We start from the raw sequence: 12,313 nt of genomic DNA on the forward strand, positions 1-12,313 counted from the left end.
GTCCCGCTAACTTCGTTAAATTGCTGCATAGGGTAAGCACTCCGTTGCCGCCACGACAGCCAGGCCACGGAAGGTAAAAGGACGAATGCCCTGTTTCGGCGGCCTCACCCAGGCTGTCGAAGGTCAGGCAGACCGTGGCGTGAGCACTGCTGTCGCGAGCGTCGTGGCCATACTCATGGCCGCTTCATACTTCAATATGTACAGTATAGTCAAAATGACTTTATTGTCCAAATGTTCGGTGTCCCTTAGTATCGGGGAACGATCTGTTAAGTGGTTCGCGGAGACGATGAAGAGTTCAGGCGAAAAGACAGGAATGGCGCCGGCGCAATTGGCCAGGCGAGCGGAGATTGGACGCGAGCGTCGTGCCCGTACGCGGGCTTTGCTAATCGACGCCGGAATCAGGGTTCTCGCTGAAAAGGGCCCGGATAACGCGAGCATCGACGACTTCATGGCGAAGGCGGGGCTCGCGAAGGGCACTTTTTATAACCACTTTCAAACACGCGAGGACATGTTGACGGCGGTCGCGACAGACCTGGCTGAGGAGCTCAATCTGCATATTGTCGAATTGACGGCCGCAATGCCCGATCCCGCGCAACGAATGGCATGCGCCGTTCGCTACTTCGTCCAGCGGGCAGCCGACGATGCAATCTGGGGGTGGGTGATCCTGCGCATCGGCCTCGGAGCCGGTCTTCTCGGGGATAGCATGGCACGGGAATTGACCCGCGACGTTCGGGAGGGCGTAAAGTCGAAGCGGTTCCTGATCGATGCCGAACGGGTAGGCGCCGACGTCATACTGGGCTCGGGCTTGATGGGCATCCGGTCAGTATTGCTGGGGAAGGCAGGTCCTAAGCATGCGTCTGCGCTCGCGGCTTCCATTCTAAGAGCGCTGGGCGTGCCCGCAAGCGAGGCGGCGAAAATTGCGGCCATGAAGTTGCCCGCTCTCGATCCTTCAAAGTTACGTCGCCTTTCCTGAAGGCAACCTGCGTATTGAGTTTCTGGTGCCAGCGGCTTTTAGATGATGGGGATGGCAGCCGAGCCGGGGCGCTCGTATTCATACATTCGTATGATTTTCGTCCACCGGTTTGTGCTCTACGCTTGGCTCCGATAGCGCATACGGGGGAGCCTGCATGTCCGCGCTTTGTCCGTTGCGCCCCATTTCCCGAGGGTAGAGGTGAGCCAGTTACGTGTCCCCCGGATTGCTTGCATTGTCGACGACGACGAGGCCGTCCGCCTTGCCACCGCGAGCCTGATTCGTTCGTTAGGCTGGAACACGCGCGTCTTCGCGTCGGCTGAGGAGTTTTTGGCGTCCGCGAGCATCGCAGATACGGCATGTCTGATTTCCGACGTGATCATGTCGGGCATGTCCGGCGTCGATCTGCACGATCGCCTGCTGGAACTCGGGTGCGCTCCGCCCACCATCCTGATGACAGCCTTTCCAACCGCTGTTCTGCAGGCGAAAATCCAGGCAAAAATCGAGGCGAACAGTGTGCTGGCGTTCCTCGAGAAGCCCATCGACACCGCCGCCCTGGCACACTGCCTGACTCTCGCGTCCGGCGGGTCATAGCGTGTCAAGCGCTCGGGAGTGCACGAAGCAGCGAGTTGAATCCTCTCGAATGAGAATGTACCGAGCAGAAGCGGGGCGGACAGCGAGCACACCGTCACGGAAGGATCAAGATCACTTCAGGTGATGCGGCTCGATCCCGAGGGCTTGCGCCTTTCGCACGAGATCTGCTACGGAACGCGCCGCCATTTTTTTCATTGCCTGTCCGCGATGGATCTTCACGGTGATTTCGCTAAGATTCATCTCCGAGGCGATCTGTTTGTTCATCAGGCCGGCCACCACGAATCCCATTACCTCTCGCTCCCGCGATGTCAACGAGCCGTAGCAGGCCCGAAGCGCCGCGATGGATTGTTCGGCCGCGCGGCGCGCCGCATCGCGCGTCAACGCATTCGAGACTGCGTCCAGCATGTCCTGATCGCGAAAGGGCTTGGAAAAAAAGTCGAGCGCTCCCGCTTTCATGGCCTTGACGGACATTGCCACGTCGCCATGGCCTGTCATGAACAGAATCGGCATTTGCGGGCCGCTCTTCGCCACTTCTTCCTGAAAGGTGAGGCCGCTTTCGCCGCGCAACCTGACGTCGAGAATCAGGCAACTGGGCGTGTCGTACTTCTCGAAGGCGAGAAACTCGTGCGACGATCCGAAAGTCTCGACGCGTAGCCCGACTGAGCGAAGCAGGGCGCCCAGCGCGAGCCGAACGGCCTCGTCATCGTCGACCACATAAACCACAGATGGCTTGCTGCCGCCGGCGCTGCGGGTCGACGTCGAATGCGGCTCCAAAATCATCTATTCCTCTTCCGAATCGACAAAATGCGCGGTGACGTTGGACATCGCGTGCGCGGAAGCGCGCCGAGCGAAGACATGAACCACTTTCGGTAAATCGGCGCGTCCTGGAACGCACGGTACCGCACTCCGTCGTATTTGGCGAGCTATACGCAGGTATGAGTTCGCAACGTCTATGCGGCAGCGGCGCCAACCGTTCATAGGATGGGTTTGCCAGTCAGGCGCGCGTATCTTCATTGCACGACGGAGGCGTTCGTACGGCGCGGGTACGTCGCTCTCATTGACTGGCGGCGCAATCAGTTAAGCCATGCATGCGTCCATTTTTCACCGGCATCGCCAACAGGAGCATGTCTCGTGGATATGAAAGAGATAGCACGCGCTAGCGACGTCGCGGATCACAACCGGTTCTTTGCAGAATATTTGCCGATTCAGAACGAAGCGGACGCGTCACAATTGCCGCCCGGCCGGACCGTAACAGCGCTGATTTTCGCAATCTGTGGATGGTCTTTTATTGAAGCGCCGTTTGAGTGCGGTGCATCGAGCGGCGATACTTGGCTGTCGGACCTTGTCGTGGCGAAACTGATCATCATCGCCGTGGGCGTTGCGGCCATTGCGGACGTTCGTTTCGCCCGCGGAATTTTCGCCTTTATTTGCGGCACGAGCGTATTGGCCATCGCACCCGGACTGCCGTTCGAGTTCAAGCACTCCGTCGCGATTTCGCTGTTGTCTCTGATCGAATGCGCCGGCAAGACTGCTTTCGTTATCGTGTTCTGCACTGGGCCGATGCGCGAAAGCAAGTTATCCGTGTCATGTCGTCCTCGGTGCGCGGTATTGGCAGGCGCACGGAAACAACCTAGCGACTCGCAGGGCTAATGGGATGCAATCTCGACGAATGAAGGCACTCGAGAGTGCCGATCTGCCGGGCGTCGATGCCGGATACGGGCTGGGCAGGTGCATCGACGCCGGCTCGATCGCCGTTCAGATTCAGGAAATAGAGACGCCAAGCAAGTGGCCGGCGCCGAACGTAAATCCTGCGGCCAGAAGACCGATGACCACCTGACGGAGACACGAAAAAAGGGCGCTACGTCCGTTAAAAAGCGACGTGAATACGCCGATGGAAGCCGAAGCCAAAGTGCTTAGCACGATGCACTGAACGATTGCGCTGAAGCCGTGCGTCCAAAAAAACGGCATCGTTGGAAAGATCGCCCCCACCGAGAAAAGACCGAAGGACACCCCCGCTGCCGACCACGGATTACCGCCCAGATCCGCCGGGTCCAGACCTAGCTCCTCACGTGTCAATGTATCAAGCGCATTATCTTTGTCACGCATCATTTGTGATGCGACACGCTTTGCCTCATCCGCATCGAGACCTTTAGCGCGGTAAATGAGCACGAGCTCGTGCTCTTCCGCCTCAGGCGTGGTCTCGAGTTCCTCGGCCTCCCTGGCAATCTGGTTGCTAGCCAGTTCACGCGCGTTGGTCACGGACAGCCATTCACCAAGCGCCATCGAGCACGCTCCGGCGATCAACCCGGCCAGCCCCGTAAAGAGGATCGTCCTATTGCCGGTTCCCGCACCAGCCATGCCCATAATGAGGCAGAAATTGGAAACCAGTCCGTCGTTCGCACCCAGTACGGCGGCGCGCAGATCGTTGCCTGACGATACGCCCTTGTGCCAGGATTCTGCCGCTGCGATGCGTGCCCCCTGTGACATTTTCGGGTCGCCACCGCGGGCAAGCTGCTGAATGACGGCCGCGTGGCGATGTTCGTCGGCCGACATACTGCCAGCGTCTGGCTGGCCCTGGTACTTGTCGCGATCCGCATACTCGGCAGCTGCTAACGTGGGCAGCACGTAACCTGCGCCAATCAGCCGTACGAGCGCCTTCATCAGGCGCGTTTTTACAGCAAGACCGGTCCCGTGATATCGGTCGCCATTGACCTTCAACTTGTCGGCCCAAACCTGTGCGTGCTCGCGCTCCGATTTTGCCAGCTCGCCGTAGATCTCTTTTCGCGCATGGTTGTCCTCAACCTTCGCCAGGGTCTCGTACAACTCGGCGCTATGAAGTTCGTCGGATAGGTTCGCGCGATATCGTTTCAATTCGTGTTTTGATGCCATGACATGTCCTTGAGCTCTGACGGTCACTCGCGCGACGGCCGCCAGGGCGCGAGTTGAGGGGAATCGATGTAGACGGCGAGGATCATCGCGGATGCATTCGACGGCCTGCGGCGGCTTGGGCCCGGTCGATAGATCGCATCGCTGCTTTGTATCGGCAACCCACTTAGCGCGCAGACTCCCACCCGCCTCGCAACCCTCTTTCGCCACGTCTGATATCCATAATTGCAGCTCGTCGGGTCGCGCCATGACAGGACCACCGATACGGCGCTCGGCCGATCGAGAATGTCGATCGTGGCATTGAGCCCGTAACCGACCTCCAGAGCAGGGGCGCGGGAGGGACGCTGACTGCACCGCGCGGGCTGGGCGGTCTCGTCACGATCGCCACTGCAAGCGCGGAGCGAACAGGTAATGTGCAGCCAACGCGACGCGTATTCGTTCGCTGGCGCGGCGACGTACCGCGAGCCAGACAAAGACGGATTACGGCCGCGTGGGAGTACTGACGGAGCAGCATCGGGGGCCGACGATACATACGTGTGTTTGCTCATTGCATTCTCCATCGGACTGGAACAAGCTGCAAAAATTTGGCGACACCAGTACGCGCTTCGCTGTCACCGGGAAGACGCACGCTATCTCGGAAGGGCTTCAGCGCCGGGGATGTGGACCGACCCGATTGACTATTACTGAAAGATCGCGCGGTCCATGGAATCGAGATAGGCGGATGACCTCAAAAAAAACATTCTACGAACGGTTGGCACGATCCTCTGCGAGCGGTAGGGATCTCATACATTTGCATAAAGGACGATCTGTACGGGATCGATAGTGCGCATCCGGTTAGTGGTGGTCGTAAAGATTGAACTTCCCCGACCTGGCCAGCTGCTTTATCTTGCCCATGAATGATGCTTTCGGCGTTTTCTTGCATTCCTCAACGACTAAGGCGACCGGACGTGCGGTGTCCACCGAGAGCTCATCCGTTTCTTTCACACCGAGCCGGTCGACGCCGGCGGCCCAAAAAACCAATGCGGGCTTGTAATTGTCGTCCAGCGCCACGAAGTCTTCGCATTTCATTCTGCCTGGTTGCACTTTCGTGGGTGATTTCGCAAGCGCGATAGGTGACAGGCCTAAGCCCATCATGAGCGCTCCAATCAGGATTATTTTCATCATGTCTTTCTTCAGAGTCGAGTGATAAGGAAGGGAAAACGGGTGAGCAAGGAGAACGGCGTCTGTTGCAGACGTCGTGCAAATGCATCACCGCGAAATCAGATTAGACGTGCAAGACGAACAAGACAATTCCACGAACGGCAGGGATTGCCCCTGCTTATGAACGACTGCCTTGTACCTGCGTATGACGGGTTGATGGTAACTACTTGCCAGACGCCCGCTAAGGCAGATCCTTCCGTCACCACATCGATGAGATACACACGTATAAGAGCACTATGCTCACGAAGGACTGCCGCAACCGTTCGTACAATGGTCTTCGTGGGTCTATCGGCTTATTCTGATTTCGTCGAGGTGGTGTTATCACAATGATCCCCGCCGGTTCCATGCGCCTCAAGTGGGCAAATGGAACCACCTTTCGAGCCGGCTCAGGCCGGCTCTCTTTTTCACCGCGAAGCCGGTGAGTGGCGGCAAGGATCTGCCAACGGCGCATCGACAAGGACGCGCTCGCGGTGTTTTCGCGTTGTGGTTGCGGACGTCTCGGTGCTGAGCTGATAGCGGCCGCCCGAGGTCTACCTTGTCCGTTGCCGTCCAATGTCCTTGACGGCGCACAATGATGGATTGGCGCGATGGCTATACGCTCCTTTACCCTTTTCGACTAACGTGAAAGCAAAATTTCTTAGGCATTGGTTGCGGGATCCTATGTCTGTCGGCGCTATTGCACCGTCTTCCCGATATCTCGCCGCCGCGATGGCTGAAGGGGCGGAGGCTTTTGACGCAATTGTCGAAGTGGGCGGGGGAACAGGCGCCATTACCCAGGCACTTGCGAATCGCAATCCAGAGGCGCGTCTGGTTGTATTCGAACTGTCAGAGCAACTCGCTGACGGCCTACATGCGCGGTTTCCTCGTGCTCAGGTGGTCGCCGGCGCATTCCACGAAAACGTCTCCGTGCTGCACGACCTTCCTCCGAAAACGGTAGTCGTGTCGGGCTTGCCCTTCAGGTCATTGCCGGCCAGGATTGTGCGCCCAACTGTGGAAGCGCTGGCTGATGTTTTGCGTGCAGACCAGGCGCGCCGCCTCGTCCAGTTCTCATACCGGCTGCGCGCTCCATTTGCGGCGCCTGCGGATTTTGTCTGGCGTCGGGTTTGCACTGTCTGGCGAAACGCCCCGCCTGCCAACGTGTGGGAACTCCAGGGCAAACTGGTTTCAGCCTGATGCGATACTGAGGGGCAACCGTTCAAGTCTCGGCGAACGCCCCGGCGCCCATCGTGGTCGTGACAGAACTCTCTGCAACGCGACGTCCGTCTATTAGGGGTTATCGTACTTCCCGTGCAAAATCTGGCGGTAGCCGCGCTCAGAGCCGCTTGCAGAAAGGCTTGGCAGGTCGGTAGGTTTCGCGCAATCAGCGATTGCGCAAGTTCCTGATCAATATCGATTTTCACGATCAAAGCGCCAGATTTTGCACGGGAAGTACGATGCCCCCGATAACGCATCCATCGCATCATGTTGACTGCGCCCGGGCCGAAACCCGTACGAAAAGCCGAGAAAGTCTTCTTCGTAAATGGCGTTTAGCACTTCGACCACCGCGCGCTGGACGACCTTGTCTTCCAACGCAGCAATCCCCAGCGGGCGCTGTTTCCCATCCGGCTTGGGTATGTACTGCCGCCTGACGGGCAGTGCCCGGTACGCTCCGCTTTGTACTTGCGCGTGCAGACGCTGAAGGTTGTCCTCCAGATTTGCCTCGAAGTACCGCCATGTCATACCGTCCACTCCTGGAGCCGCATTGCGCTTGAGCGCATGGAACGACTCTCGAAGTCGGTCGATGGTGACGTGGTGCAGCAGAGCGGTGAACCGCCCCTTCTTCCGCTGTCTTGCAGCTTGCCGTACACGTTCCAGCCCGTGTGACACGCTTTCCCGGTTCTGCGCCCGGCACGTGTTGGACTGACCCGTGTTCCCCTTGGTCCCCGCCCTTCGCTCCACCCGCTCCGCGACCGGTTCCCCGGCGTTGTTCGCAGGCTTCTTCGCTACTATGGCGGAGTCTGACTTCTCCCGTCCGTTCATCATCGGCTACGGCTCCTCGCCTTCCCGATGCGGGCCTGCCCATACTGCGACAGGTCAGACTGGAGATCTCCCGGTTCCCGTACAAGGAGCGTACGCACATGCCAGGGTCTCTGACCACGCAGGGTTGCCCGGTCACTCGCTATAACGCAACCGGTCACATTGCCTTCCATGATTACTAACATGTCAGCACCCAGGACGATACAAATATCGTGGCTCAATGGCTGGCCTGCACGCACCCCTGCCGACGCTTCGCAGACGTCCTCGCGGGCGGCTACGCACGGCTCGGGGCCGACGTGAGTTGCTAGATCCTATGAAGCGAGGCCCTCGACAAGCTGACGCCTAAAATCAGCGTGCTGAGGTTTGCTCACGGGAGAACATCATGCGTAACGATCAGGCATACACGGGTAGTGATGACGGACTGGTGCTGGCAGTGTCGCTGGAACTGGCGGCGGCCAAATGGAAAGTCGCACTCCACGACGGCCGACGCGAGAAGCCGGCCGTGCACACGGTCGCGCAGCCGCAGGCCGCGGCGCGTCTGCAGGCAGTGCTGGACCTGATCGAGGTCCATAAAGAGAAGTGGTCGTTGCCCACCGACGTACGGATCGTCGTGAGCTATGAAGCCGGCCAGGAGGCGTTCTGGATCTGTCGCGCGCTGAATAGCCGACACATTGACTGCTATGTGGTCGATCCGGCCAGCATTCCGGTCGAACGCCATCAGCGACGCGCCAAAACCGACCGGCTCGATGTCATCAAGCTCGTCATCAACCTGCGCGCGTGGCTGCGGGGCGAGCGCGACCGCATGCACGTCGTGCACGCGCCGTCACCACACGACGAGGCATCGCGCCAGTTGATGCGCGAGCGCGGGCAACTACAGAAGGAAATCCTGCAGCACCAGGATCGCATGCGCAAGCTGCTGGCCACCCTCGGCTGCTGGGATCCGGTCGATCACCGGGCTTTCGCGGACCGGCTCGAGCGCGACGAAGTGCGCTGCCACGACGGCACGCCGTTACCGCGCGAGTTGCGCGAGCGGTTACTGCGGGAATGCGAACGCTTGGCACTCGTCGAACAGCAGCTTGCAGCGCTGGAGAAGACGCGACAGATGGACGTACCAGCACCCGCGCGCCAGCGTTGCGATGCGCTGGCGCGCCTGCAAGGGATCGGGGAAGTGGGCGCGGCACGCCTTGCCCTCGAGCTCTTCTGGCGGGAGTTCAACAACCGGCGCGAGGTCGGTGCGTGCGTAGGGCTGGTGCCGCAGCCCTACGACAGCGGCGAAAGCCAGGTCGACCAAGGAATCAGCAAACAGGGAAACCGCCGAGTCCGCGCGCTGCTGATCGAAATCGCATGGAACTGGCTGCGCTACCAGCCCAACAGCGTCCTCACGCAGTGGTTCAACCAGCGCACGCAGGGCACAGGACCGAACCGCCGCGCGCGACGGATTGCGATCGTCGCTGTCGCACGACGCCTCACGATTGCGCTGTGGCGCTATTTGAGGGACGGAGAGATACCCAAAGGTGCACAGCTAAAGTCCACATAAGCCCTCAGGTCTGGCGGGAAGGAGGTTGGGATTAGCGATGCAGGAGATAGCAGACATCGGTTTGAAGTGAATGTGCCCGTATACTGACTGGGTTGCACATGCAACCGATATTTTAGATGGGGCATGTTCCTGGGGATGGTTTCCAGCGTAACGCGCATCAGGATAAGGCTGGCGGAGACGCGCCGGCGGATAGAAGGTGGTAAGACGTTGGAGTCTTACGTGCGCGATGATCGGCTTCAAAACAAAGGAATGCAGAAGAGACGGCTGTGCGCTAACGAAACGTGAAAACCGCCTTGACAACTTGAAGCTCATAGAAGTCAGTATGACTCCCGTGAGGCAAAGGCTGGCCTGCCGTGAGGAATCAAACGCGGGTTAGCATTGCCAGAGCCGCACGGTGTGGACAGGGCCACACCGGGGCGATTTCCGACACGGAGGCCAGCAATGGAAAACGATAGCACGCTGTACGTCGGTCTGGACGTTCACAAGGATTCGATCACGGTCGCCTACGCGCTCGGCTCGGGCGAGGTCGAAGTGCTCGGCAAGATTGGTACGACGCAGACCGACATCGATCGCCTGTGCAAACGCCTGCAGTCCAAAGCGCGCCGCATACGCGTCGTCTACGAGGCGGGCCCGTGCGGCTATGGGCTTTACCGTCAGCTCGTGCAGAAGGGCTTCGATTGCATGGTGTGCGCACCGTCGCTGATTCCCAGAAAGCCGGGTGAACGTGTCAAGACCGATCGACGCGATGCGGTCAAGCTCGTGCGCTCGCTCCGTGCCGGCGACCTATCAGCGGTGTACGTGCCCACCGTGGACGATGAAGCGTTCCGCGATCTGGCACGTGCGTGGGTGAGCGCCAAAGACGATCTGAAGCGTGCCCGGCAACGGTTGAAGTCGTTCCTGCTCTCGCATGGGGTGCGCTATGCAGGCCGGGCCGACTGGGGGCCCGCGCACCGGCGCTGGCTGAGCGCGTTTTCGTTCGACAGCCTTTGGCAGCAACTGGCGTTCGACGAGCTTCGGCGCACCATCGAGGACCGTCTCGCGCAATGTGAGCGTCTCGAAGCCGCGTTGCGCGAGGCGGTCGTCAACTGGCGCTTCTATCCGGCTGTCCTCGGCCTGCAGACGATGCGCGGCGTGCAGTTCACCACGGCAGTGGGCATGCTCGCCGAGCTGGGTGATCTGTCACGCTTCGCGCACCCACGCCAGCTGATGGCCTGGCTCGGTGTCACGCCCTGCGAACACTCGTCGGGCGACAAGCGCCGTCAGGGCAGCATTACCAAGAACGGAAACAGCTATGCCAGAAAGCTGCTCATCGAAGCGGCCTGGAGCTATCAGCACCCGGCCCGCGTGAGTCCCGAGATCCAGCGCCGGCACGAAGGCATTCCGAAGCCCATCGTTGATCGCGCCTGGGACGCGCAGGTTCGCCTATGCCGGCGTTATCGCAAGCTCGTCGCGCGCGGCAAGCAGAAGAACATCGCGGTGGTCGCGGTCTCCCGCGAACTCAGCGGGTTCATCTGGCACATCAGCCGGCTCGCAGTGTCGCTCGCCATACCGCGCGAGGAGCTCACCGCATGACGTGACACCTGAGTAACCTGACCTACCCTAACAACTGAAGCAGGAGTTTCCTGAAGGCGGCGTAGCCCCGGCACACGAGCAACCCGCGACAGAGCTACGCAACGGATTGCATCCGACTTGCGACCCTAGATAGCGGCAGGCTCATTGGGCGGACCTCTGTAATGCGGTAACCAACCCGCGGATATCAGATCCTATGAAGCGCGTCCCTCGCCACGCTGAGGTCTAAAATTGGCGTGCCGAGGTTTGCTCAAAGGAGAACGTCATGTGTTCCGATCAGACGTACACGAGTGGTGACGGAATGGTTTTGGCAGTGTCGCTGGAACTGGCTGCGGCCAAGTGGAAAGTTGCGTTGCACGACGGCCGGCGCGAGAAACCCGCCGTGCACACCGTTGCACAGCCGCAGGCTGCGGCGCGTCTGCAGGCGGTGCTGGACCTGATCGAGGCACATAAGGAAAGGTGGTCGTTGCCGACAGATGTACGGATTGCCGTGAGCTATGAGGCTGGACAGGACGCATTCTGGATCTGGCGCGCGTTACGGGCGCGACACCTCGACTGCTACGTTATTGATCCGGCCAGCATTCCGGTCGAACGCCACCAGCGGCGGGCCAAGACTGATCGGCTCGATGTCATCAAGCTCGTCATCAACCTGCGCGCGTGGCTGCGCGGCGAGCGTGATCGCATGCATGTGATTCGCGTACCGTCAGCGGAGGACGAAGCATCGCGCCATCTGATGCGAGAGCGCGGACAACTACAGAAGGAAATCCTGCAGCACCAGGATCGCATGCGCAAGCTGCTGGCCACCCTCGGCTGCTGGGATCCGGTCGATCACCGGGCTTTCGCGGACCGGCTCGAGCGCGACGAAGTGCGATGCCACGACGGTGCACCGTTACCGCGCGAGCTGTATGAGCGGTTACGGCGTGAGTGCGACCGGCTGGCCCTCGTCGAACAGCAACTTGCGGTGCTGGAAAGCACGCGAAAGACGAACGTGCCAGCAGTCGCGCGCCAGCGTTGCGATGCGCTGGCGCGCCTCAAGGGTATCGGCGAAGTGGGCGCCTCGCGTCTTGCGCTCGAGCTCTTCTGGCGGGACTTCAACAATCGCCGCGAAGTCGGCTCGTGCGTCGGGCTGGTGCCTCAGCCCTACGACAGCGGCGAAAGCCAGGTCGATCAAGGGATCAGCAAACAGGCAAACCGGCGGGTGCGCGCGCTGCTGATCGAGATTGCATGGACCTGGCTGCGCTACCAGCCCGGCAGCGCACTAACAAAATGGTTTGACCAACGCACGCTGGGTACAGGGCCGAACCGACGCGCACGACGTATCGCTATCGTCGCGGTGGCGAGACGTCTTGCCATTGCGCTGTGGCGCTATCTCAAAGACGGAGTCATTCCCGAAGGCGCTCACCTTAAGCGTGCTTAATTCCTCGAAGGTTTCGCAGAAAGGAGGTTAAGGATTGGCTAGGCAGTTACGTAGCAAACACGGTTGGAGTGAACATGCCCGTGATCACGCTGGGTTGCTGAAGCAACCGAATATTTTCAGATGG

10 protein-coding genes and 1 pseudogene are annotated in these 12,313 nt (G+C 60.0%); 7 read left to right on the plus strand and 4 right to left on the minus strand.

All coding sequences use genetic code 11. The features are described 5' to 3' along the window. Positions 1 to 286: 286 nt before the first annotated feature. Positions 287 to 973 carry a TetR/AcrR family transcriptional regulator gene (locus tag B0G74_RS43760; protein WP_165924054.1) on the plus strand — a complete coding sequence of 229 codons (687 nt, stop codon included), beginning with the start codon at positions 287 to 289 and terminating at the stop codon, positions 971 to 973. Positions 974 to 1,171: 198 nt separating this feature from the next. Continuing rightward, positions 1,172 to 1,564, plus strand: a complete 393-nt coding sequence (locus B0G74_RS43765; RefSeq protein ID WP_165924055.1) for a response regulator — start codon at positions 1,172 to 1,174, stop codon at positions 1,562 to 1,564. 111 nt (positions 1,565 to 1,675) lie between these two features. Here the strand turns inward: B0G74_RS43765 and B0G74_RS43770 are convergent, their stop codons facing one another. Continuing rightward, a complete protein-coding gene (locus B0G74_RS43770) occupies positions 1,676 to 2,344 on the minus strand; it encodes a response regulator transcription factor (RefSeq protein ID WP_132384049.1) in 669 nt (222 codons plus the stop codon). Between the two features lie 351 nt (positions 2,345 to 2,695). On the opposite strand from B0G74_RS43770, the gene B0G74_RS43775 reads away from it, so the two are divergent. Beyond that, entirely contained in the window at positions 2,696 to 3,214 is a 519-nt protein-coding gene (locus B0G74_RS43775; RefSeq protein ID WP_132384051.1) for a hypothetical protein, read from the plus strand. 111 nt (positions 3,215 to 3,325) lie between these two features. Here B0G74_RS43775 and B0G74_RS43780 read toward each other — a convergent pair whose 3' ends face one another. Then, on the minus strand, positions 3,326 to 4,453 hold the full coding sequence (locus B0G74_RS43780) for a VIT1/CCC1 transporter family protein (RefSeq protein WP_132384053.1): 1,128 nt from the start codon (positions 4,451 to 4,453) through the stop codon (positions 3,326 to 3,328). An 831-nt stretch (positions 4,454 to 5,284) separates the two neighbouring features. Beyond that, a complete protein-coding gene (locus B0G74_RS43790; protein ID WP_243658594.1) occupies positions 5,285 to 5,614 on the minus strand; it encodes an HdeA/HdeB family chaperone in 330 nt (109 codons plus the stop codon). A gap of 696 nt (positions 5,615 to 6,310) precedes the next feature. On the opposite strand from B0G74_RS43790, the gene B0G74_RS43795 reads away from it, so the two are divergent. Then, a complete protein-coding gene (locus tag B0G74_RS43795; RefSeq protein WP_243658595.1) occupies positions 6,311 to 6,823 on the plus strand; it encodes a methyltransferase in 513 nt (170 codons plus the stop codon). A gap of 267 nt (positions 6,824 to 7,090) precedes the next feature. Here B0G74_RS43795 and B0G74_RS43800 read toward each other — a convergent pair. Then, positions 7,091 to 7,672, minus strand: a pseudogene (locus B0G74_RS43800) (reverse transcriptase domain-containing protein); the annotation flags it as partial. A gap of 376 nt (positions 7,673 to 8,048) precedes the next feature. Between B0G74_RS43800 and B0G74_RS43805 the strand changes: the two are divergent. From B0G74_RS43805 to B0G74_RS43815, 3 genes are all read left to right on the plus strand, one after another. After that, positions 8,049 to 9,203 (plus strand): IS110 family transposase, encoded by a 1,155-nt coding sequence (locus B0G74_RS43805; RefSeq protein ID WP_132384057.1) that lies wholly within the window; start codon positions 8,049 to 8,051, stop codon positions 9,201 to 9,203. A 441-nt stretch (positions 9,204 to 9,644) separates the two neighbouring features. Continuing rightward, a complete protein-coding gene (locus B0G74_RS43810) occupies positions 9,645 to 10,775 on the plus strand; it encodes an IS110 family transposase (RefSeq protein WP_132384059.1) in 1,131 nt (376 codons plus the stop codon). 262 nt (positions 10,776 to 11,037) lie between these two features. Next, positions 11,038 to 12,189, plus strand: coding sequence for an IS110 family transposase (locus B0G74_RS43815; RefSeq protein ID WP_106286357.1), 1,152 nt, complete (start codon positions 11,038 to 11,040; stop codon positions 12,187 to 12,189). Positions 12,190 to 12,313: the final 124 nt, after the last annotated feature.

Source organism: Paraburkholderia sp. BL9I2N2, assembly GCF_004339745.1.
GTDB lineage: Bacteria > Pseudomonadota > Gammaproteobacteria > Burkholderiales > Burkholderiaceae > Paraburkholderia.